Source organism: Chryseobacterium sp. A301 (assembly GCF_054489425.1).
Genome location: NZ_JBTMWY010000006.1, coordinates 58366 through 81704, shown reverse-complemented (window position 1 = coordinate 81704; position 23339 = coordinate 58366). Strand labels below are relative to the sequence as shown.

General features: G+C 44.0%; 15 protein-coding genes. 11 read left to right on the top strand and 4 right to left on the bottom strand.

Annotated elements, in window-relative coordinates; translation table 11 throughout:
• Window positions 1-6 precede the first annotated feature (6 nt).
• Window positions 7-144 carry an AraC family transcriptional regulator gene (locus ACX3PU_RS09900; protein ID WP_459084877.1) on the top strand — a complete coding sequence of 46 codons (138 nt, stop codon included), beginning with the start codon at window positions 7-9 and terminating at the stop codon, window positions 142-144.
• A 168-nt stretch (window positions 145-312) separates the two neighbouring features.
• The gene (locus ACX3PU_RS09895; RefSeq protein WP_459084876.1) at window positions 313-1284 is read left to right on the top strand and encodes an alpha/beta hydrolase; all 972 of its coding nucleotides are present in this window, start codon (window positions 313-315) and stop codon (window positions 1282-1284) included.
• Between the two features lie 38 nt (window positions 1285-1322).
• Here ACX3PU_RS09895 and ACX3PU_RS09890 read toward each other — a convergent pair whose 3' ends face one another.
• The 4 genes from ACX3PU_RS09890 to ACX3PU_RS09875 form a co-directional block, all read right to left on the bottom strand.
• Window positions 1323-2390, bottom strand: a complete 1068-nt coding sequence (locus tag ACX3PU_RS09890) for a metallophosphoesterase (protein WP_459084875.1) — start codon at window positions 2388-2390, stop codon at window positions 1323-1325.
• Window positions 2391-2502: 112 nt separating this feature from the next.
• Window positions 2503-4332 (bottom strand): Xaa-Pro dipeptidyl-peptidase, encoded by a 1830-nt coding sequence (locus ACX3PU_RS09885; RefSeq protein ID WP_459084874.1) that lies wholly within the window; start codon window positions 4330-4332, stop codon window positions 2503-2505.
• A gap of 206 nt (window positions 4333-4538) precedes the next feature.
• The gene (locus ACX3PU_RS09880; RefSeq protein WP_459084873.1) at window positions 4539-6578 is read right to left on the bottom strand and encodes a dipeptidyl-peptidase 3 family protein; all 2040 of its coding nucleotides are present in this window, start codon (window positions 6576-6578) and stop codon (window positions 4539-4541) included.
• Between the two features lie 108 nt (window positions 6579-6686).
• The gene (locus tag ACX3PU_RS09875) at window positions 6687-7796 is read right to left on the bottom strand and encodes an ROK family protein (protein WP_459084872.1); all 1110 of its coding nucleotides are present in this window, start codon (window positions 7794-7796) and stop codon (window positions 6687-6689) included.
• Window positions 7797-8094: 298 nt separating this feature from the next.
• Here ACX3PU_RS09875 and ACX3PU_RS09870 point away from each other — a divergent pair, with 298 nt between their 5' ends.
• The 9 genes from ACX3PU_RS09870 (at window position 8095) to ACX3PU_RS09830 (ending at window position 23304) form a co-directional block, all read left to right on the top strand.
• Window positions 8095-8592, top strand: coding sequence for a cupin domain-containing protein (locus ACX3PU_RS09870; RefSeq protein ID WP_459084871.1), 498 nt, complete (start codon window positions 8095-8097; stop codon window positions 8590-8592).
• A 72-nt stretch (window positions 8593-8664) separates the two neighbouring features.
• Window positions 8665-9717: a LacI family DNA-binding transcriptional regulator gene (locus ACX3PU_RS09865; RefSeq protein ID WP_459084870.1), complete on the top strand. Its 1053-nt coding sequence runs from the start codon at window positions 8665-8667 to the stop codon at window positions 9715-9717.
• Window positions 9718-10195: 478 nt separating this feature from the next.
• Window positions 10196-13033, top strand: a complete 2838-nt coding sequence (locus ACX3PU_RS09860; RefSeq protein ID WP_459084869.1) for a SusC/RagA family TonB-linked outer membrane protein — start codon at window positions 10196-10198, stop codon at window positions 13031-13033.
• Between the two features lie 11 nt (window positions 13034-13044).
• Entirely contained in the window at window positions 13045-14670 is a 1626-nt protein-coding gene (locus tag ACX3PU_RS09855) for a RagB/SusD family nutrient uptake outer membrane protein (protein ID WP_459084868.1), read from the top strand.
• Window positions 14671-14695: 25 nt separating this feature from the next.
• The gene (locus tag ACX3PU_RS09850; RefSeq protein ID WP_459084867.1) at window positions 14696-15823 is read left to right on the top strand and encodes a SusE domain-containing protein; all 1128 of its coding nucleotides are present in this window, start codon (window positions 14696-14698) and stop codon (window positions 15821-15823) included.
• 75 nt (window positions 15824-15898) lie between these two features.
• Entirely contained in the window at window positions 15899-17065 is a 1167-nt protein-coding gene (locus tag ACX3PU_RS09845) for a glycoside hydrolase family 76 protein (RefSeq protein ID WP_459084866.1), read from the top strand.
• Between the two features lie 206 nt (window positions 17066-17271).
• A complete protein-coding gene (locus ACX3PU_RS09840) occupies window positions 17272-19560 on the top strand; it encodes a GH92 family glycosyl hydrolase (RefSeq protein ID WP_459084865.1) in 2289 nt (762 codons plus the stop codon).
• A 23-nt stretch (window positions 19561-19583) separates the two neighbouring features.
• Window positions 19584-21014 carry a glycoside hydrolase family 125 protein gene (locus ACX3PU_RS09835; RefSeq protein WP_459084864.1) on the top strand — a complete coding sequence of 477 codons (1431 nt, stop codon included), beginning with the start codon at window positions 19584-19586 and terminating at the stop codon, window positions 21012-21014.
• A gap of 112 nt (window positions 21015-21126) precedes the next feature.
• Window positions 21127-23304: a GH92 family glycosyl hydrolase gene (locus ACX3PU_RS09830; protein ID WP_459084863.1), complete on the top strand. Its 2178-nt coding sequence runs from the start codon at window positions 21127-21129 to the stop codon at window positions 23302-23304.
• Window positions 23305-23339: the final 35 nt, after the last annotated feature.

Sequence of the window (23339 nt, the reverse complement as noted above, 5' to 3'; positions counted from 1 at the left end):
AAACTCATGAATTTGTCAGTTCAGGGCATTGCAGAGCAGGCTGGCTTTACAAGCCGCCAAACGTTCACTCGTTTATTTCACGATTTTTTCGGAATGACTCCAACAGAATATTATGAACGAATTAAAATGGACCGAGACAGGTGAGGGAGATTGATAGGGATTTGATTTCAAGCAGTCTAACAGAACTAATGTTCTTTCTATACCATTCAGGAAGCATTAGGCTAGGTAATTTTAGCGTAACTTTCACGAATGTAGTGACTTTGATAAAACTTGACTAAATTGCTGTCGAGTCACCCTTCAAAAAAAAAATCTATGATAAAGAAAATTCTATTGGGTCTTGCGTTATTCCTTGCTCTTGGGTTTACGGCGTTTCAAGTTTCCCCATGGCCTGGCGCACTTGCCATTCGTTCCGTTTTTAATTATTATGGAGAGAAAGCCAACAATGCACTTGAAAAAGAAGTTCCCGAAGGAATTATCTCTATCAAAAATCAGCAATTTGACACTTCAAATCCTTCCTTAACCTTTGATGTATTTCATCCCAAAACAGTGAAGCCGCTGCGCACCATTATTTGGACCCATGGCGGGGGTTTTATTTCAGGTTCTAAAGGACAGATAGAAAATTACGCTAAGATTTTAGCCTCTAAAGGTTATGTGGTGATCACACTAGATTATACCATAGCACCAGAAAAGAAATACCCGACACCCCTTTTTGAGGTAAGCAAAGCATTGCAGTATATTTCAACAAATCATGAAAAATACTTTGTAGATAAGGATTTTATAATTTTAGGAGGGGATTCGGCCGGCTCCATGATCACAGCTCAAACCGCAATCAGCATTACGAATCCTGCGTATGCCAAAGAGCTCAATCTGCAGCCTGGGTTAAAACCTCAGCAAGTGAAAGGATTGATTCTTTATTGTGGCTTTTATGACCTTAAAGTCTTAATGGACAGTGAAGCGCCTAATTTCTTTACCAAGACAGTTTCTTGGTCTTATTTGGGTACCAAAAATTTGAAGGAAGACACTTCCTTAAAAACTACCTCCATCGCAAATTATCTAACCAAAGACTTCCCAACAGCTTTTATTTCCGCGGGTAATGAGGATCCACTTCTTCATCAATCCTTATTCTTTGCCAAGAAATTAAAAGATATTGGAATTAAAACAGATGAATTGTTTTACGATCCGAATTTAACCCCTGGTTTAGGTCACGAATATCAGTTCACGATGAATGAGTATGGGAAAAAAGCCTTGGATCGCTCGCTACAGTTTTTAACGAACTTGCAATAGATCACTTGTCAATTCGACAGAACTATTAGTCACATAAATTACTGAAATTTCAAAGTCCTAGTTTGCCCTTTATCGTCAACTGCGAACCATTCTCCATTTTCATAAACAGCAGCCTGATGGTCTCCTTTATGTCTATTCACATCCACGCCTAGAACTTTTCCATCGTAATAGAAGGCCACATTGCCTTCCAGAATTGTATGACCCGCAATAATGCGCTTTACGTCAAACAATTCAAGCGTTCTTTTGACTTCCGCTTCTGTAGCTTTGGGTTCAATGAAATACCCTCGATACCAAAATAGCGAACTTTTCCCTACAAAAAAGGGATCAATTTTGGGATCACCTACACCTTTTAAAACTTTTACCTGATCGTAGAAGGGCCGGCAAAGTTCATTGATCTTTTCAATGGAATATCCAAGTTCGTTAATGACGGGAGAAACGCCTGCATGCATTGCTAAATTATCCCCAATCTTCTCTATGGTATTCTTGGTTCTTAGCCAACGACCCAGCTCTGTGTTAGGGGTGAATAAGGACATGTAATCCACGCCCATTAGCTCCGCAGTTTCCAAATATTTGGGATGAAGGTAACGCAAATCCCCAGAAAGGTTCATGATGTCATGGTTTCCTAAAATCGTATGAACGTAGCCTCCTGCTTTTTTAGCCTCCACTTCTAATTTATAAAGTAACCACATGATTTCCGTTACGGTTTGACCCCGATCAAACAAATCCCCACAAATCACGAGGTGTCCTTTTCCGTAGGTCCAATTGTAATTCTTATCCATGATACGGTTGGCTATTAGAAGGGTTCTAAACCCTTCAAACTGACCTTCTAAATCCGAGACGACAAACATCTTCTTCGGTTGCTTAAAAACAGAAGGCTCGTTTTTAAGAGACCCTTTTAAAGGGACTGTGAAATCATAATCTGAATTTTCAAATTTAACTTGCACCTTCTTATCTTTTAATTCAATTTTTGAGGCTATGCCTTTTTCAACACTTGAAGCCCAAGGTTCTCCTTGGATATATGTGACGTGCGGGCCGTCGTAAATTGTCTGTGCAAATGCTGAAAAACCAAATAATACCATTAGAAATTGCAGTACGTTTTTTCTCATTTTTGAGGTTTTAATTGAGTTAGTGAAAGATAGTAAAAAAAAGAAGTAGAGTTTTTCCCTTGAGACTCTCAAATGGGACGAACTCTACTTCATTCGTTTAATGTATCTTTTTTTACTTAAGATTCGCCTTGCCGCCTACGATAGGTAGGGTAAGGGTCGTTCCGTCTAGATCCACAGTGAGTTCTGTTCCTGGTTTTGGATGAATAGTGAATTCTTTATCACTGGAGAAAATTAAGAGTCCGATTTGTTGGCCTTTCTTGATGATTTGATCATCGGGTTGCAGATCGAAGGTAACTTCATAGAATTTACCTGGAACCAAGGGTTCTCCTTTTCTAAGAGAAGCATGGTTCTGTGGATCGGCCCAACCGCGGGTAATGATATTATCTGTTATTTTAGATCTTCTAGAATCATTCCAGGGCAAGGATACGAGCCAAACCGATAAGTTGGCAGCAGGTTTATTGCTAGCCAATTTCACAGTGATTTTAGGGACTCCTGAAATATGAATATCAGATTCTAATTTTGAGCTTACATAAAGTAGACGGTGATTCGTATAGTCGGCCCTAGCTAAACTCTCTCCTGAAAAGGAGTAGTTATCTACTAGCGTTTCTTTTGCATTTGTAGAAGTTTTTGTGGTGGATAAGCCTCCTTTCTCCGGCGCACCTTTGGTTAAATAGAAGGGTACGTCCTTGGCCTGAGGATTTGGAAAATCGGCATAAGGCGTAGGCTTATCCATCTCATCCGCTTCTCTTACAATCCAAGCTTTGCTTTTTTCCTTCTGAATCCCGTTGTCCACACCAAACAAATAGTGGGTGAACCATTTGTTCATCATCTCCATTGGCGGTGGACCTCCGTGTCCATTTTGATGGTAATAGATGGCGGTTTCAAGACCCATTTCTTTGGCTTTCTTGTAGATTCGGTAGCTGTGCTCCGGCATTACGTTCCAGTCGTTAAAACCATGGGACATAAGCAGCGCAGCATTCATTTTTGGCATATGGTTTAAGTAATCTCGTCCTTCCCAGAAATCGTTATAATCTCCGGTAAGACGGTCCATCCCGTTTTTCATTTCCGTATCGCGAATTTTCGCATTGCTATAAGCGCGCTTTGATTCCTCTCCACTGTGAATAAAATCATAAAGCACATCCACGTCCTCTCCTAAATAACCACCCGGGGAACGAACAAGTCCGTTCGAGCGGTAGTAATGGTAGTAAGATGTATTCGGAGCCACAGGTATAATTACTTCTAGTCCTTTTACACCGGTTGTCGCCGCAGCAAGGGGAAGAGTTCCGTTGTAAGACGTTCCCGTCATGCCGACTTTTCCTGTGGTCCAATAGGCTTTTACTTTTTCATTTCCGTCTGCAGAAGTGTACCCATTGGCTCTACCGTTAAGCCAATCGATGACCGCTTTAGGCGCTAAGGATTCATTTTCTCCACCCACTGTTGGGGAGCCTTGTGACAATCCGGTTCCAGGAGAAGCCGAATGCACCACAACAAAGCCCCTCGGAACCCAAGTGGCAATAAGGGAGTTGGATAGGATGGGACGTGTTCCCGTCCTTGTCACCTCAGCATGCACACGGGGTTTAGCGGCAGGCTGCCCTAATTCATGGTTTACATCCCAAAATCCTCCTTCCACATCGGGTGCAACGCCAGAATAGTAAGGGCTTGTTTCGTAGATGACAGGAAGTTTGAGACCTTCACTTTCGGTTTGGTAAGGTCGGGTGACATCCACATACATTCGGTCTTTTTTGCCATCCCCATCGGTATCGAAACTTGTTTCAACCCATAAATCCGTGCGGATCCATTTCTCGGCATCTTTAAATTCAGGGACAATCTGCGCTTGTCCGTTTTCAAAAATAGGAGCTGCTTTTTTGACGGTTTGAGCCCCTAAGCAAAGGGAGCCCGTGAGCAAAGCGAGATATACGCTTTTTCGAAATACTTTATTCATGATGGATTTTTATGTCAGTTGTGGAACTCCTTTCGATGGGGAAAACCCCATGGACAGTAGCTATTTGTGTATAAAGATATAATTTCTTTGCGAATTCAGCGGGCCTTATGTCTTTTTTTTGATTTCTACAGTTTCTTTAAAATTATGAACATAAAAAAGCCACTCTAAAAAAAGTGGCTTGCGCTCGATTTAAAATTAAATTCTATTTAGTTGGTCTCAGGTAAAAAACCGTATTCTTTTGAGTATTGAAGCATTTGCTCTGCAAAAGAGTTAGGGTAAGAAATTTCATAATCGGTTACCTGTCCGCTGCTGTTTGTTACCGGATTAATGTAGGGGTTTACAAACCCACTATACGGCGCGTTTTCATACTTCGCACTACGGGCAAGCACTTCCTTATGAATAGCCTGATCTACTTTCACCCCGTAATTCTCAACTAGGTTTTTAGCGGCCTCATAATCCCCTTCGGATTTGATTCTTTGCGTTTCTCTAAGAAGTTGTCCGAATAGGTCGTGCAGTTTATCGTAGTCTGTAATGTTGAAATAGGTTTTCCCATCCCGCACTACTTTTTCAATTACATGGTCTTTTTGTCCCTTTTCAAAGACCCAGGCGCTAACCCATTGGCGGTTTCTCATATGAGATTCTTCAATGTCCGCTCCCGGTTCTAGTCGCACAAGCTGCATCATCAGTCCATTCCGGATATAATTGTCATAAGCGGACATTCCAACCGCTTTCCAATCGTCTACCAAGTTAAGTTCCTGCAATTTCGGATCGTATAGGAAATACAGACCTACCAAGTCGGCTCGGCCTTCTTCCATGGTGGAGGCGTAGCTTTTCAATGTTTCTTTCGGAGTACCAATGCCTGGATTGATCTGTCCTGAGGCATGACCAATTACTTCGTGAAGGGCCGTGTGGAGTTTGCTTGCAAGCTCCCCATATTTTTTAGCCAGTTCAAGTTCCTTTTCATCGTTTACAAATTCTTGCAGGCGGCTAGTTCCTCCTACCGCGTTGTAGGCGTTAATAATATTTCCAAGTGAGATGGATTTAGAGCCGTGCTCCGCACGGATCCAATCCGCATTTGGAAGGTTTACCCCAATAGGAGTACTGGGGGAAGCATCGCCCGCTTCTGAGGCTACAACCACAGTTTTGTAACTAATACCCACTACATTCTTTTTCTTATGTTCTGGCATTAAGGGAGTATGGTCTTCGAACCACTGCGCCTGATTGGAAAGCACATCCATCTTCTTGGACATATCAAAGTCTTTGATTTGAACGATGCTCTCAAAGGTTCCTTTGTGACCTAAGGGATCGTTATACACTTCAATAAATCCATTGATGTAATCAATGTTTCCATCGGTTGCAGCGACCCAGGCGGTGTTATAATCATCCCAGGTTTTTAAATCGCCCGTTTTATAGTATTTGATTAAATACGCAAGCGCATCTGCCTGCTTTTGATTCTCGGCTACGTTTTTCGCTTTTTCAAGCCAAGAGACAATCTGGTCAATGGCCGCTCCATACATCCCGCCGCTCTTCCAAACTTTTTCTTTAAGCACTCCGTTTTCTTTTACAAGTTTTGAATTTAACCCTGTAGACAACGGACGTTTTCCATCCGGACTTTTCATACCTCCGTAAAATGCAGAAGCTTCTTCTGAGCTAATTCCTTCGCCATAGAAGTTCACAGCTGAACCGGTTAACAGACCTTTGCTTAAGTCTAAGTTTACTTTTTTGGAGTCTTTGTCATTGAAGAGTAAATCGGCTAGGGCCGCATCCATTGGGGTATTTGAATTCTGTAAAAGCTCCTGAAAATAGGCCTTGGAAAAAGTAGGTTTAATCTTTTCGTTAGAGTAGTGATGGTGGATTCCATTCGAGAACCAAACCCGTTTTAAGTAGTCTTCAAAATTACTCCATTCTGCAGAAGACTTGTCTCCTTTGTAATTCTGGTAAACATGTTCGAGGGCATGACGGATCTTTAAATTATGCTTGTAATTCTGATCCCATATGATATCACGACCGGAATATCCCGCCTGACTTAGGTAGTATACGTATTCTTTCTCCTTTAGAGTTAAGTTATCCCAGCCCGGGACATCGTACTTAAGAACTTCGATATCTGCAAAACGATCCACACTATTGGACTTCGTTTGCGTGCTTTGTTCTTGTGAAGAGTTTTGTGCTGTAGGGGCCTTTTGCGTCGTACAAGAAAAGAGCAGTACGGAAGCAAGGGCTAGTAGAGTCAATTTTGTTTTTTTCATACCATAGATTTACACAAAGGTATTTATTTCAAAAATAACAGGTCCTAGGTTGTCCTATATACTTCTTTTGGCTTTTCAAATAGGACCCTCATGCGTGCTTATTCCAGTTCAATAACCCGCTTCCCGGAGCTCCGAAAGTGCGTGTGCATAGGCCCCAAGGGAAACAGCCTTACTGGTTCCCATTTTAGAAAGGCCCACAATAAGTTTCTTTTCCGCGGAGTACGAGACGCTTTGATCGGTAAAAGGCACTGGAATTTGCTGAGTTTTCCAATCGAGGAATTGCGCATAGGAATCGGGATCTTCCATATTATATACTTTAGAAACGAGTCTAGGCATTTTCTCCTGGTTCAGGTTTTCAATCGTCCCGTTTAAATGCCTAAGGACTGCAGGCAGAATAAGATCGCTAGCCCCTGAAAGCCCTCCTCCAATCACCACAGGAGCGTCGAGTAGGGTAAGGGCATTGGCAAGTGCTTCGCCAAACATGGTAGATAGTTCTGAAAAGGCTGCTAAAGCCGCCTTTTTATGACCTTCTTTCTGACCAATAGCGATGTAGTAGATATCTTCAGGGGTTCTGAACTCTGAATCGCCCGATTCTTGGGCATAAACCCTTTGAACGGCACGAATACTGACACTTTCTTCAACCAAAATATCGGCATGCTTAAAATTCCGAACGAGCCAGATTTCTCCACCAGCGGAGTTGTCTCCACCCATAATTTTTTGGTTCTGAATAATCCCGCAGCCAAGCCCTGTACCTAGGGTGATGCCCACAAGGTTTGAATACTGCTTATCTGCACCTTTTAATTTCAAATCGGAGTTGAGCCTTGGCAACATACCTCCAATGGCCTCACCGTAAGCGAACAAATCACCGTCATTATTTATATAGGTTGGAATCCCAAAATGCGCTTCGAGCATAGGACCTAAAGCAACCCCGCCTTTAAAGCAAGGAAGATTCATTAAATCGCTGATGATTCCATTTTTATAGTCTGCTGGACCTGGAAAAGCAAAACTGATGGCGACCGGTACGTCGGGCTGAGCGGCCTTTTTTAATTTTTCAAATCCATCAATGATGGTTTTTAAACACAGATCAAGATCGTGGGCATTACTAGGCAGTACAATGGGGCTGAAAAGTTCTTTCCCCGCTTTAATGGCTGAAAATACAAAATTGGTTCCACCCGCATCAAGGGTTAACACAACGCTCTGATTTTTATAAATATCCATGGTCGTAGTTTATTGGACAATAGGTTGGTGCAATATTACTCAAATTTTACTAAATCCTTTTAGTAATTTCAGATTTTTAAGTTAGTTTTGCATAAAGTTTTGCTTTCGTTTGGTTGGAGCGCCCGTCTTCATTTGTGCTAAAGCGCTACTATTATTGCACTTAGTCCTAATATCGCACTTTTATAGTGAATGGGGTAATCCTTTCAAATCTAAGCCTAGATAAGAAAACAAGCATGAGAATGCACAGGCTATGGGCCAATTGGCATAAATTTATAGCCTCTAAAAAAGAAACAATCGCATGAACACGGAGAAAGAACAGTTTTTTGAAAAGGTGGAGCAGATGCTTCACAGTCATGGATTTCGAGCGGTAACCAAAGACATGACGCGTCCTTGGGGTGGCTTCTACGTTATGGATGAGACTCAGGCTCAGGCCTTTTCCGACCAGTTTTTTGAGGGACTGGATGTCAACGACCTAAAGATCGGTGGGAAATTGAGTCCAAAAATATTAGTGGTCGCTCCCCACAGCAAGCTAAGCTGGCAGTATCATCATCGCCGAGCTGAAATTTGGCAAGTCGTTGAAGGCATTTTGGGTATTGTACGGAGCCCGAACGACATGCAAGGCGAAGTGATGGAACTTCACCCCGGCGATCAAGTGAAACTCGCGCAAGGCGAGCGTCATCGACTCGTGGGATTAAACGAGTGGGGTATTGTGGCTGAAATTTGGCTTCACACGGATGCGCTAAACCCGTCAGACGAAGACGATATCGTGCGCGTTCAGGACGATTTCGGACGCTAAGCACTTGTTTTCAGGCTACTTTTGGCGTTCAAATAACAATCGCCTATCTTTAATGGCTAGATAACCACACAGATGAAAAAGCAGGGAATTTCGATTAAAACCATGGCCTCGGACTTGAATATTTCAACGACCACGGTTTCCTTCGTCCTTAACGGCAAGGCAAAAGAAAAGCACATCAGCCCTGAGCTGACTAAAAAAGTCCTGGACTATGCCAAGAAGGTCAATTACAAACCCAACCTCATTGCACAAAGTCTTCGAACTGGAAAATCCCACACGCTGGTGCTTATTGTGGAGGATATTAGCAACAATTTCTTCGCAAGACTCGCCCGTATTATTGAGGACATTGCTTATTCAAAAGGGTACAAGGTCATCTTCTGCAGTCACGAAAATAACGATCAGAAATTTGCAGAGCTAATTGAATATTTCAAGTTTCGCATGATGGACGGGTACATTATCGTTCCGCCTGCGGGAAGCCGAGAAGCTATAGAGGAGCTTAGCGAACAAAATGTACCCATTGTTCTTGTGGACCGTCTTTACGAGAATATTCAGAGCAATGCGGTGGTCATCGATAACCGACAGGCTGCCTATTCCGCTACGAAGCATCTGCTAAACAACGGGTATAAAAGCACCGCTTTTGTAACGGTTGATTTAGAGCAGACCCAAATGCTAGACCGTCTCCAAGGCTACGAAGATGCGATGGAAGAGAAGGGACTTAGCCCATTGGTTCTAAATCTTCCATTTGCGCAAGCAAGAGAACAAAAGGGGAAGAATTTGATTGATTCGTTCATGGTTAAAAACTCAAAAATAGATTCCTTATTTTTCGCTACCAACTACCTGACTCAGTCCGGTCTGGAAACCCCTCGCATTAAAAACAAGCTCTTTGCACGTGAGCTCGGTGTGGTGGCCTTCGACGATAATGACTTTTTCAGAATATACCACCCATCCATTACAGCTGTAGCCCAGCCTTTGCAAGAGATTGGCGCAGAAACCATGCGCCTTATGCTCGGTGCTTTAAAGCGCAAGAACGTGCAGCTTGGTGCGCGTAAAGTGATTCTAAATGCAGAGCTTATGGAGAGAGAATCCTCTCAACCTTCTTCGAGCTCTGTGGAAAATAACCAAAATTGACTTTACTAAATCGGTTTACTACGTTTTAGGTCTAATTTTCGTTAAAATATCACAAAGTATGTCATTTTAATGTTTTTATACTTCTCAATAATCTTTTGAATCCTTGAATTATGTTCAAGGATTTTTTCTATTCATTGTATTTTATTCTTTCTTGTGTCCAAAATAATTTTTTTTTACAAATATGCTGTTTTTTAAATCGATTTAGTATATTTACTCAATACAAAAAGTTAACAAAACTTAATAAAAAGTTAACTTGGTGTGTAAACGCATCCTTTACCTTTTATAAACGCTCAGGTTCAGACTCAATGCAATGCCTTAATTCGCCATCTGAGAAACGGTTGTAAAGTCAGCCCTAAAGCAGACAAAAGAAGGGGAGAGTTAAACTTAGTGCAAGGCTAAACGGTCTTTTATCCGATTCGGAATGGAGGGGTCAATTAAGACCCACTTTATATAGAGAACTTATATAAGTAACTTTGATATGAGAAATAATTTTAAAGTTTTAACCACTGCCGCCATTTTCTTCTCGGCTCCCGCTCTCTTCGCCCAGCAGTTGAAGTCGGACAGTACGAAAGAAGCGGCTATTGAAGAAGTGGTCGTGGTAGCCTATGGAACTCAGAAGAAAACCAAGGTCATTGGCGCCATCGATCAAATTCAGAGCGAAGGATTTAAAGGACGGGCAAACACCAGTACCACGCAGGCCCTTCAGGGAAAAGCACCCAATTTGACAATTCAGCAAGGCAACAACGAACCGGGTGCTGGTATTAACATCAACATTCGAGGAATTAGTACCCTTGGGAACAACAGTCCCCTGGTAGTGATTGATGGGATTGTAGGTGGCGATATTAACGCCCTAAATCCGAGTGATATTGAAAGCGTGTCGGTATTAAAGGATGCGGGTAGTGCTGCGATCTACGGATCACGTGCCAGCAACGGCGTGCTTTTAATTACGACCAAAAAAGGAAAGAAAAGTCGACTGATGCAGGTCGATCTAAACACGCTTTTAGGGTATAATATTCCGCATTACTTTACCCAACCAGTTAAGGGGTATGAAAACGCCATGCTGCGAAACTTATCCGCTTATAATGCGGGATTAAGTGCGGCACCTTACAGCGCGGAAGACATTCGCCAATTAAAGGAGCAAGGCGATTACGAATGGTTTGCGAAAGAAATTGTACGACCTGCGATGCAGAGCAACTACAATGTGTCGGTAAGCGGTGGGTCTGAAGCCTCCACCTATCGAGTCTCGGCTGGCTATCTAAATCAAGAAAGTAATTTAGTGGGTCCTGCAAAAGGCATGGAGCGTTACAACTTCCGGATTAACTTGAATAACGAATTTGGACGCTTAAAACTTAGCTCAAACTTAGCGTACGCTAAGCAGATGATTAAAGACCATTCCTACAACACCTCGACCCTTATAGGAGATGCGGCTAGAGTTCCCCTCTATTATAAACAGAAAGACGAGAACGGAAATTATCTCACAAACGACGTCCTTCAGGAATTTAACCCCCTCGGTATCCTAGAAAAGGGAGGCTTTAGAAATTACGATAACGACGATATTTTAGGAAGCATCAGCGCTGAACTAGAAATCACCGATTATTTGAAAGCTAAGGCGGTTTTCGGGGGTCATTTATGGGTAAACAACATGTTCAGCCGAACCATGCGCGTGGATTTTTCACCCAAAGGAGTTTATGGTGCAGACCAAAACACACGCGATCAGCATAGAAAAAGCCTGGACTTAAACACCCAGCTAATGGTGGAATTTGATAAGACCTTTGGAAGTCATTACCTCAATACGCTTGTGGGAGTCAGCAATGAAAATCACAGGGATCGGGGCATCGGACTTTATAGGCTTTATACCGATCCAGAGCTAGGAACTCCTGTCACTGGAACTGAGATCGATCCGGATTCTTACAATTCGAATATGAGCTCCTCCCGAAGTTCCCTAAACTCACTCTTTGGTAGAGCTTCTTACGATTACAACAACAAGTATTTTGCCGAAGTGGCTTTTCGATACGACGGATCATCCAAGTTCAGACGAGACATACGTTGGGGATTTTTCCCATCTGCAACCCTAGGGTATCGAATCACCCAAGAGGAATTTATGCAAAATTACCAAGAGAAGGTCGGGAATATTAAACTTCGAGGTTCTTACGGAATCTTAGGAAATCAAAACGTAGGCGATTATCAGTATCAAACCACATACTTCACGTTTCCAACAGCGTACGGCTACAACAACGTCGCCGTGGGTGGAACCGGTTACAGTTTTGCAAACCCCGATATTCATTGGGAAAAAGCAGCCACGTTTAATGTAGGGTTTGATGCAGACTTTTTTAAAGGCAAACTTTCCCTCACGGCCGACTACTTCAATAAAGTTACCAGCGATATTCTAGTAACCCCTCAAGTTCCAGGTACCTATGGCGCCTCGTTACCAAACTACAACGCCGGTAAAGTAGGAAATCAAGGGTGGGAAGTAAGTGCCAACTGGAGACATCGAGGACGACTTTTTAGCCACAGTTTGACCGCTAACCTGGCCGACAGCAAGAACGAAGTGCTGGATTTCCAAGGAAGGGAACGATTAACCCGTTTGGAAGAACTTCAAATCATTCTTAGAGAAGGGTTGCCATTCAATTCTTATGTTGGGCTTCAAAGAGACGGAATCTTCCAAAGTTACGAGGAAATTCAAGGTGCGGCGGTACCTGTTGGACTTAGCGTGCAACCGGGAGACAACCGTTATGTGGATATTAACGAAGATGGGGTCATTGACGATAAGGACCTAGTGGTCTTTGGGAATCCGTTCCCGCGTTATACCTTTGGACTTACCTACAACGTGGAGTTCAAAAACTTCGATTTGAGTCTTTTTGCACAAGGCGTCGGCAAACGAACCATGATGATTCGTGGGGAAATGATAGAGCCCTTCCATTACAATTATGGGATGACCATGTACACCCATCAATTGGATTATTGGAGTCCGTCCAATCCGGGTGCCTACTACCCACGCCTGGCTAATAATGGCAGCATGAGCAACACGAACAACTTCCGAAGAGGCAGCGACATGTACCTTTACGATGGAGCGTACGTTCGACTTAAAAACGTGCAGTTAGGGTACACTCTTCCGGAGTCTACACTCACAAATTTGAAATTGAGCAATCTTAGAATTTATTTCTCAGGTCAGAACCTTCTCACCTTAAGCAAGGTGAAGTTCGTCGATCCTGAATTGACTGAATTTAACAGCAACCTAAGATCTAGTGGGGCAAATTCGGGTCGAGCGTATCCAACGCCGATTTACTATGGTTTTGGTATGGACGTAACTTTTTAATTTAAGACATCATGATAAACAGAACACTATATAAATACAGTTTGGTTGTAGGGCTAGCCTTTTTAACAAGTTGCGAAGGTCTGGATTTGGTGCCTGAAGACCGTTTCACGGAGGAAACCTATTGGACCACAATCGAGAAAGCGCAGTCTTCTCTTAATAATGCTTACATGCAGATTTTAAGCTCGCATCATTTCTTCTATAACGAAGCGTTGAGCGACAATGCGGTAAACGGTAGAGGAGATGAAGCGGGAGCTGCTTCCATTGCAGCGGGAACGTTTGATGCCTCTCTACCTCGTTTTAAGGACGAATGGAATCAACGATACGCGGGTATTAAAAGCTGCGTATTAATCCTGGAAAATATTGATAAAATTAAGGACGCCGATCCCATCAAGATTGAGCGCATGAAAGCAGAGGCTAAAGTGATTCGGGCTTACCATTACTTTATGCTCACGACCTGGTTTGGTGATGTACCCCTTTTCCATTCCGATCCCACATTGGAAGAGGCTTCTACAGCCGTAAGAACTCCAAAAGCAGAAGTCATTGAATTCGTACTTAACGAACTTGATGATGCCATGGCGGTTCTTCCAACCAAAGACCAGTACGCAGAGTTGGAACGAGGAAAAATCACATCCGGCGCGGCTTTGGCTCTAAAAGCGAGAGTCCTTCTTTACGAAGGACGTTGGCAAGAAGTGGTCACGGCCACAGATCGTCTAATCAATAAAGAGAAAGGCTCTTACGGTTTATTCCCGTCGTACAGTGGTCTTTTCTTACCCGAAAATGAGTACAGCAATGAGGATATCTTCAGCATCCAATATATTCCAATCCAAAGAATGTGGAATGAGTTCTTTGATATGGCTCCGCTTTCTGCAGGCGCACGTCTCAATGCCCTTGCACCCACCCAGGAACTTGTGGATAGCTATGTGATGTTAAACGGTAAGAACATCTCAGAATCGGGTAGTGGTTTTGACAAGGAAGCTCCTTACGAGAACCGCGACCCCAGGCTAACCGCCACGGTGGTTTACGACCAATACAAATGGAAAAACGAATCGGGCGCAGTAAAAACCATTTACATTAAACCAAACACCGATCCAACTGGAGCTGGACTAGACGAATACCAGGCGGGTTCCTCCAAGACCACTACGGGATACTATACTCGTAAGTATTGGGATCCTACCCACCTTTCGGGACTTCAAAGTGGCTTGAATTTAATGGTTATTCGGTATGCCGATGTCCTTTTAATGAACGCCGAGGCAAGAAACGAATTGGGGCAATTTTCCCAAACCACCTGGAACGAAACCATTAAAGCGCTTCGCGTTCGCGCCGGGTTCACCGATGCTGGTGCGACCGCTTATCCAAGTGGTCTTTCACAGACCCAGATGCGTGATCTCATCCGAACCGAACGACGGACCGAACTGGCCATGGAAGGCTTAAGAATCTTTGATATCAGACGCTGGAAGCTTTCTGAGCAGGTGTTGAATGGTTGGGCTCACGGCGCACGTTTTGGAATTCCGAGCGAGGACGATGGGTACCTAAGAGTGAGTCAAAGAAACTTTGACCCTTCTATGCACTACCTCTGGCCAATCCCTAGAGCCGAGCGTCAAATCAATACTGCTTTAACCCAAAATCCTGGCTATTAATTTAATTGACAAAAACTTATTTATAATGAGAACTTTATATTCAACCCTGGCGTTTATATGCCTATTGCTCCTTACGGTCCAGTGCCGGGACGACGATCAAGTAAGCCATACCGAAGTCTCGGCTGTAGAACAGCTTTATTCGCCTTCCGATCTTACTTTTTATAATTTAGGTGCGAACAGCTCGGCCCTTTTTGAGTGGCAGAGTGCCCATTCCGAAGACAACGGCGTGGTGCTCTACGAAGTCGCTTTTGACCTAGAAGGGGGAGATTTCTCCTCACCGATTAAAGTGGTGCCTGCGGATGGTAACGGTTTTAAAACCACGTTAAATCTATCCTTTACCGAACTCAACCAAATCGCCACGTTGGCCGGAATCAAGTCACAAGAAATTGGCAAACTGATTTGGACCGTGTTCTCTTCCAAGGGTCTAAACGTGAAGAAATCAAACGTTTTTAGAACCATTGAGGTGCAACGACCGGCAGGCTATCCGACGCCGGATGAACTGTTCATCACGGGTACGGCAACGGAAGGAGGTGCTAATTTAGATGCTGCCTTACCATTTAAAAAAATAAGCAGTAGCCAGTACGAGATCTACACCGAGCTCAAGGCGGGAACTTTCCAATTGGCCACTCGTAAATCGGGCACTCCTGAACTCTATTACTTAGATGGAACCAAGCTGAGTACAGAGGGAGAAACCCCCCACAGTGGAGACACGAAAGTCTATCGAATTAAAGTGGATTTCAGCAATGGAAAATACACGATGGACGAAGTGGCGAAAATTGAACTTTGGTTTGCACCTGCTGGGGAATTCCTGTTTGAATATCAGTACCAGGGCAATGCGATTTGGAAAGCTTCCGATAAGGCCATTGAATTCTATCAGCAAAGTTGGGGTCGTGACGAACGATACAAATTCAAGTACACTTTTGTGAATGAAGAAGGAACTAACGTTGAAGAATGGTTTGGAAGTGTCAATAGCGACAACCAGAGACCAACAGCCGATTCAGCGGATTCGTACTGGTATTTAGTTCCGGTCACCAGCGACCACTGGCAAAACTCCTTTAAATTCGCTTCGCAATTAGACATGGCTACCGTAGACGCTTTCATTGATATGAGCGCAACCGTACCTGCCTACACGCACAGCTTCACGGTCAAGTAGACTTAATCACCCCTAAGTTCTCCCTTAAAGAGCTCCTTAAACGGACTTCTTTAAGGGAGTATAAAAAAGCATAAAATGAAACAACTAACGAAAATCAAACCCCTTCTTTTTCTTGCATTTGGCCTAGGTGTGCTCATCGGATGCGAGGACGAAAGAACGCCTCTTCGCGATCCAAGTCTGGAACCCATTGGCACCGCTCAAATTAACTACGAGGCCACAGCGGACAGCATGCAAGTGGCCACCTACAATACCTTTTTAGGTAGCAACAATACGTTTGTTGAAAACAACGAAGGAAGTAACGCCTTTCATTATTGGCCGAACGCCCATGCTTTGGATGTTTTGGTTGATGCCTACCTCAGATCAAAAGACCCAAATTACGTAGCCAAAATGCGAGCTCTTTTTGATGGGATTAAAATTAAAAACGGAGGCACCTACGAGAATGTTTTCAACGACGACATGCTATGGTTAGGACTTTCGTCACTCCGGGCTTACCAGGCCACGGGCGATGCGGATTACAGACTGGTGGCAACCGAATTGTGGGAAAGCATTCAACTGAGCTGGAGCGACGTTTTCGGCGGTGGAATCGCCTGGAAGAAAGACACACCCTACAGCAAAAATGCCGTAAGCAATGCTCCCGCCGTTATTCTTGTTATGGAACTTTATAAACTGGATCCCAAACCCGAATACTTGCAGTGGGCTCAAAAAATTTATGCTTGGCAAAAAGAGCATTTAATAGAGGCTTCTACAGGCTTGGTTTGGGATAACGTGGCTCTAGTAAATGGGGTGCAGACCACCAATAAAGATTGGGTATTTACCTACAATATGGGAACTTGGATTGGTGCCGGTCTACGTTTACACGCCGCAACAGGGGAGCTCACCTATCTCCAAGATGCAGTGAAAACAGGACAAGCCTTGATAAGCCATGGGAAATTGGTGGACAATGGCCTGCTTCGAGACGAAGGTCAAGGGGACGGCGGTTTATTTAAAGGCATCGGCGTGCGATACCTCACGGAACTCATCGGAAAGACTGAACTCAATTCGAGTGATCAATCGGCAATGCTTCAATTTTTAGGATACAATGCCAAGACGTTCTACGAAAAAGGAATCGCTAGACCCAAGATGATGAGTGGATCCAATTGGGCTGTAGCCCCTACAGGGAAAACAGACCTAACGACGCAGCTCAGTGGGCTTATGCTTTTGGAGGCGGCAGCGAAACTTCAAAAACAGGACTTGATTCCTTAATCCGAGCTCCGCAGACGCTATTTGACATTTCCCTCCCATTTTGAGAGTAAAGTGACACACCCCAGTGGTGAACACCAATAAAAACTCTTAAATTCACAGTTCTCCCGAACGTCAGACCTAAAAATCTTATCGCAGGAGAACTGTATTTTAATAAATAGGCTCCTTGGACTCAAGATCCAAAAGAAACCTTTTAAAGAAAAAAGATTATGAATCGCATTTTAGTTTGTTTATGTTTTCTGTCTTTCCTCAGTCTCAGCGCTCAGGAAATTCAGGTGGAGAGCCACAAAGAGCCCGTGGATTGGGTCAATACCCTAATGGGTACGGACTCCAATTACGAAGTGAGTAACGGGAACGTGTATCCGGCCATTGCCTTACCCTGGGGAATGAATTTCTGGATGCCTCAAACGGGAAAAATGGGTGACGGCTGGGCCTACACCTACAGTGCTACGAAGATTAGAGGCTTTAAGCAAACGCACCAACCCTCACCTTGGATGAACGATTACGGTCAGTTCTCCATAATGCCGACCACCGGAGAAATTAAGTTTAAAGAAGACGAGAGACAAAGCTGGTTTTCTCATAAGGCGGAAACCGCCTCGCCGTATTACTACAAAGTGTATCTGGCCGATTACCACATGACCACCGAGATCACACCTACGGAAAGAGCCTCTATGTTTCGGTTTACCTTTCCTAAAGGAGAAAAAGCGCACGTCGTGGTCGATGCCTTTGATAAAGGCTCGTATGTGAAAGTGATTCCCCAAGAAAATAAGATAATAGGGTACACCACAAAAAACAGCGGAGGCGTTCCCCAGAATTTTAAGAATTTCTTTGTCATTGTCTTTGACAAGCCTTTCACCGATTTACACACCTTTAACGGGGACACGCTTGGTAAAGCAGCCGAAATGAAAGCCGACCATTCGGGCGCCGTGGTGAGTTTTAACACGAATAACGGAGAAGTTGTTCAAGCGCGAGTGGCCTCCTCCTTTATCAGTTTTGAACAGGCAGAACTCAACTTAAAAGAAACAGCAGATCGAAGTTTTGATCAAATTAAAAGCGACGGTAGAGCGCTTTGGAACAAAGAGCTTAGCAAGATTGCAGTCGATGGCGGCTCTTACGAACAGACGGCGACCTTTTACAGCTGTCTATACCGCTCCATGCTTTTTCCTAGAAAATTCTTCGAGTATAACGAAAAAGGAGAAGTGTTCCACTACAGCCCTTACAACGGAAAAGTGCTTCCTGGTTATATGTTCACCGATACGGGATTCTGGGATACATTTCGAGCGCTTTTCCCCTTCTTGAATTTAATGTACCCTACTTTAAACTCTCAAATTCAAGAGGGACTTGCAAACGCATACAAAGAAAGCGGCTGGCTACCCGAGTGGGGCAGTCCGGGCCTAAGAAACATTATGGTGGGGAACAACTCGGCCTCCGTGGTTTCTGAGGCTTATTTAAAGATTGGAGACACCCACAAATACGACATTAGCACCCTCTACGAGGCACTGCTTCATGGTGCTAATAATGCAGGTCCTCTGACGGCCGTCGGACGAGCCGGCGTGAAGGAATACAATGCCCTTGGCTACGTAGCCCACGACATCACGAATCAAAGTGCAGCACGGACTTTAGAATATGCTTACGATGATTTCTCTATTTACAAACTTGCACAGAAATTAAAGCGCCCTCAGGCGGAAATTGACCTTTACAAAAAACGCAGTCTCAATTATAAAAATTTGTTTGATCCCACCACGGGGCTCATGCGTCCTAAGAATTCAGACGGAAGTTTTAAAACGCCGTTTGATCCGTTTGTTTGGTTTGAAGGGTTTACAGAAGGGAACTCATGGCATTACACCTGGAGCGTGTTTCACGATACCCAAGGGCTTATCGATCTCATGGGGGGAAGAGAGAACTTCGTTAAAAAATTGGACTCGGTCTTCACTCTTCCGCCGTCCTTTGGAACCAACTTCGAGGGGCATGTCATTCACGAAATGCGTGAAATGCAGGTGGCTAACATGGGACAGTACGCCCACGGAAATCAACCGATCCAGCACATGATTTACTTATACAACCACGGTGCAGAGCCCTGGAAAACGCAGTATTGGGTGAGAGAAACCATGGATCGACTTTATAGTCCGCATCCGGACGGATACTGTGGGGATGAAGACAACGGTCAGACCTCCGCTTGGTACGTGTTCTCTGCAATGGGCTTTTATCCCGTCACCCCAGCCAGCGATGAGTATACCCTGGGTGCCCCCTTATTTAAGAACATAACGCTCTCGCTAGAAAATGGAAAAACCGTTCGGATTGCAGCGCCGGAAAACAGTGCCAAAAGCCGCTACGTAGAATCCATGAAAGTGAATGGAAAACCCTACACCAAACTCTACCTAAGCAACAAGGAACTGATGAAAGGAGCGAAGATTGAATTTAAGATGAGTGAGCGGCCGAACACGACACGAAAGATTCGCGCCTCAGACCTTCCATATTCGCTTTCCAATGAAAAATAATATTAAAGCATAATCTACTTAGTATGAACAGAAAAGAATTTTTACAAAAATCAGCCTTGGCCGGAGGCCTTCTGATGGTGAACCCTACCCAGCTCTTTGGCTCAAGCCCTTCGTTTAATTCCAATTTTCCCACGGTAAGGGTGCCTGTTAGCGCACGCCACTTTACCAGTGGAGTGGTGGAAGACGTCATTAAAGAGTTTTCGAAAAATGTGAAAGATAAAGAACTGGTTTGGCTTTTCAACAATTGTTTCCCAAACACGTTGGATACCACGGTGACCTATAAAGAAAAAGCAGGCCGTCCTGATACCTACGTAATCACCGGAGATATTGACGCGATGTGGCTTAGAGACAGTTCAGCTCAAGTCTTTCCTTATCTCGCTTTTGTAAAAAAAGACAAAAAACTAAAAGACCTAATTGCTGGGGTGGTCAATCGACAAACCGAGCAGATTTTAAAAGACCCGTATGCCAACGCTTTCTACGATGATCCCAACAAAACGGGAGAGTGGGCAAGCGACCACACCAAAATGCTTCCTGGGGTGCACGAACGCAAATTTGAAGTAGACTCTCTATGTTACCCTATTCGTTTAGGCTATCACTACTGGAAAGAAACCGCCGATAAAGCGCCATTTGATGCCTCGTGGGTACAGGCGATGAAAGCGATTTTACAAGTTTTCAAAGAGCAGCAGTGTAAAAATGGGTACGGTCCGTACTCGTTCCAAAGAAACACGCCTAACGGCACCGATACCCGTTCACTTAAAGGGTTTGGGTATCCGGTAAAACCGGTAGGGCTTATCGCTTCGGCTTTTAGACCGAGTGACGATTCTTCCGTGTTCTCCTTTTTAGTGCCCTCGAACTTCTTTGCGGTTGAAAGTTTAAAGCAAGCGGCCGAAATGCTACGTGCGCTTCATCACGATACCACCACTTCGGCCGAGATGGAAGCATTGGCTCAAGAAGTTTCTCAAGCCCTCAAAGAACACGCAGTGGTGACACACAAAAAATACGGCCAAGTTTATGCCTTTGAAGTGGACGGTTATGGAGGACAAGTCATAATGGATGACGCAAACGTTCCAAGTCTTTTGGCTCTTCCGTATTTAGGGGCGATCGACGCAAAGGACCCCGTGTACCAAAATACCCGTAAACTCATCCTCTCTTTAGACAATCCCTTCTTTTTCAAAGGGAAAGCGGCTGAAGGAATTGGCGGACCGCACATAGGCATGGACATGATTTGGCCTATGGCCATAATCATGCGAGCCTTCACCACGAGCGATGAGAACGAAATTAAGGCTTGCATACAAAGCCTTAAAGCCACCCATGGTGACACGGGCTTCATGCACGAATCCTTCCATAAGGACGATCCCAAGAACTTTACTCGATCTTGGTTTGCTTGGACGAACACGCTTTTTGGCGAACTTTTATGGGAGACCTACAAACACAGGCCCCATCTTCTTACTTAATTTATTCACTTAATTGGGTCCCTTTGTGCAACCAAAGGAACCTTTTATTTGTCTTCTGAAATCCTGTTTTCCCGGGCGAAGATCCAGGGCAAAACAAAAAAAAACTACTGTTATGTGGAAACAAACAAGCTATTTCCTTTCGGGTATTTTGACCTTTAGTTTGCTGGGCTTCAGCCCCGCGCAAAAGAAAGAGGCACCCGTTTTAAAAGAAAAAAAACTGACCTCTTGGGTGAATCCATTTATTGGAACCGCCCCCCTACTTGATGAGGCCATCATTGGGTACAAGCCACCGGCCGACATGCGCGTTTGGGCTGGATTGGTATTTCCAGGATCTTCCTTGCCCAATTCAATGGTGCAATTAAGTCCCATGACCCGATACACCTCGGGAGCCGGTTACGAGTACGAGAATCCAGACATTCTAGGCTTCACCCATACCAACAAGGGGCATTGGAACCTTTGCCACATCCCGTTGATGCCGGTTCCTAAGGGAGCCACATACCCTTATAAATCCGCCTTCGGCCACGACCAAGAAGAAGCTTCACCCGCTTATTATCAAGTCTATCTAAAAGACTATAAGGTGAATGTGAGGCTCACCTCTACGCTTCGCGCAGGAATTCATGAGTATACCTTTGAAAATAACGCAAACCGCCAAGTGCTTTTCGATTTAGGACAAGCTAATAACCACGTAGACGACTGGAAATTAAATCCCCAAGGAAAATTTGCTGTGAGCGGTTTCCAGAGAACGGGACATGAAAAGGTGTATTTCTATGCGGAACTTAGTGAAGAAATAAAAGAAATAAGCGAAACCAACAGCCAGAAAAGTAAAGGCTATGCCTTATTGAGTCTCAAAGACGGGACGTCTCCAGTGGTGGTGAAAATAGGACTCTCGTTTGTGAGCGAAACCAACGCAAAGCAGAACGTGCAAAAAGAAATCGGAAATAAAACGTTTGATCAAATCAAAAAGGAAGGATCGGATCAGTGGGAAACGCTACTTGGAAAAATCAAAATTCAAGGAGGCACGAACCAGCAAAAAGAAATGTTCTATTCTAGTCTTTATCGTTCGTTCTTGTGGCCGGTTCTTCGAAGTGACAGCAACGGCGAATTCTTAGACGATCAAGGCCGCATCCGAACCGAGAGCTACAAATACTACGAAATCCCTTCCCTTTGGGACGATTACCGCAATAAGCTAGTTCTACTAGGGATGATTTCACCCGAGTTAACCGGGGATGTCATTTCGTCTTTAATTGACCGCGGGACCAAAACCGGATTCATTCCGACCTTCTTTCATGGGGACCATGCGGCGCCATTTATTACCGGTTCCTACCTGCGAGGCATCCGTAATTTTGATGTTAAAAAGGGGTATGAATACTTACTCAACAATGCCTATAAAGAGGGTGGTACTCGACCTTTTTTAAAGGAATACATTGAAAAAGGGTACATTTCAGATCCCGATTTGAAAAGCCCACATGTCGAATCCAAAGGAAAAGCAGGAGTAAGTAAAACGCTTGAGTTTGCCTACGACGACTATTCTTTAGCTCTTTTGGCTAAAGAAATGAACGATCTGCCGCATTATAACGACCTTATGAAACGTTCAAAGAATTATGAAAACGTCTTTGATAAACAAACCAATTTCATGAGAGGACGACTGGACGATGGCCGTTGGATCACTCCGTTTAATCCCGAGTACCCTTACTACGAATATATGTACCGAGAAGCGAACGCTTGGAACATGTCATTTTTTGCCCCTCACGACATGCCTAATCTAGTAAAGCTCTACGGCGGGAACCAGGCCTTTGAAACGAAACTCGATTCGCTCTTTACCATCCCTTGGAATAAAGACTACATCGCTTGGAATATTTCCGGATTCATTGGCCAGTATTGCCACGGAAACCAACCGGGCCACGAAGCGCCTTTTAGCTATTACTTTGTTGGGAAACCGGAGAAATCGCAGCAGAGACTTGATCAAATCATGGACACGATGTACGGAATTGGGCCTGAAGGACTTGCCATGAGCGGTATGGACGATGCGGGAGAAATGTCTTCTTGGTACGTCTTCACAGCCTTAGGCCTTTACCCACTAAGTCCAGCTGATCCCGAGTATATCGTTTCTGTTCCTCTTTTTGAAAAAAGCGAATGGAAACTGGATAACGGCAAAACCATCGTGATTGAGAAAACAGGTCAAGGGCGAGATTTAAAAGAAATTAAGGTTAATAAGAAAAAACAAGATTCTTATTATGTCTCCCACGATTTATTTACCCAGGGTGGAACCCTAACCATTAAAGCCGATTAATCTTGTGATCAAGAGACGATCGGACTAACCTCAGG

What these genes read in the sequence shown, in the direction of transcription:
- ACX3PU_RS09900 (WP_459084877.1), top strand. Translation starts at nt 7, where the DNA reads ATGAATTTGTCAGTTCAGGGCATTGCAGAGCAGGCTGGCTTTACAAGC.
- ACX3PU_RS09895 (WP_459084876.1), top strand. Translation starts at nt 313, where the DNA reads ATGATAAAGAAAATTCTATTGGGTCTTGCGTTATTCCTTGCTCTTGGG.
- ACX3PU_RS09890 (WP_459084875.1), bottom strand. Translation starts at nt 2,390, where the DNA reads ATGAGAAAAAACGTACTGCAATTTCTAATGGTATTATTTGGTTTTTCA.
- ACX3PU_RS09885 (WP_459084874.1), bottom strand. Translation starts at nt 4,332, where the DNA reads ATGAATAAAGTATTTCGAAAAAGCGTATATCTCGCTTTGCTCACGGGC.
- ACX3PU_RS09880 (WP_459084873.1), bottom strand. Translation starts at nt 6,578, where the DNA reads ATGAAAAAAACAAAATTGACTCTACTAGCCCTTGCTTCCGTACTGCTC.
- ACX3PU_RS09875 (WP_459084872.1), bottom strand. Translation starts at nt 7,796, where the DNA reads ATGGATATTTATAAAAATCAGAGCGTTGTGTTAACCCTTGATGCGGGT.
- ACX3PU_RS09870 (WP_459084871.1), top strand. Translation starts at nt 8,095, where the DNA reads ATGAACACGGAGAAAGAACAGTTTTTTGAAAAGGTGGAGCAGATGCTT.
- ACX3PU_RS09865 (WP_459084870.1), top strand. Translation starts at nt 8,665, where the DNA reads ATGAAAAAGCAGGGAATTTCGATTAAAACCATGGCCTCGGACTTGAAT.
- ACX3PU_RS09860 (WP_459084869.1), top strand. Translation starts at nt 10,196, where the DNA reads ATGAGAAATAATTTTAAAGTTTTAACCACTGCCGCCATTTTCTTCTCG.
- ACX3PU_RS09855 (WP_459084868.1), top strand. Translation starts at nt 13,045, where the DNA reads ATGATAAACAGAACACTATATAAATACAGTTTGGTTGTAGGGCTAGCC.
- ACX3PU_RS09850 (WP_459084867.1), top strand. Translation starts at nt 14,696, where the DNA reads ATGAGAACTTTATATTCAACCCTGGCGTTTATATGCCTATTGCTCCTT.
- ACX3PU_RS09845 (WP_459084866.1), top strand. Translation starts at nt 15,899, where the DNA reads ATGAAACAACTAACGAAAATCAAACCCCTTCTTTTTCTTGCATTTGGC.
- ACX3PU_RS09840 (WP_459084865.1), top strand. Translation starts at nt 17,272, where the DNA reads ATGAATCGCATTTTAGTTTGTTTATGTTTTCTGTCTTTCCTCAGTCTC.
- ACX3PU_RS09835 (WP_459084864.1), top strand. Translation starts at nt 19,584, where the DNA reads ATGAACAGAAAAGAATTTTTACAAAAATCAGCCTTGGCCGGAGGCCTT.
- ACX3PU_RS09830 (WP_459084863.1), top strand. Translation starts at nt 21,127, where the DNA reads ATGTGGAAACAAACAAGCTATTTCCTTTCGGGTATTTTGACCTTTAGT.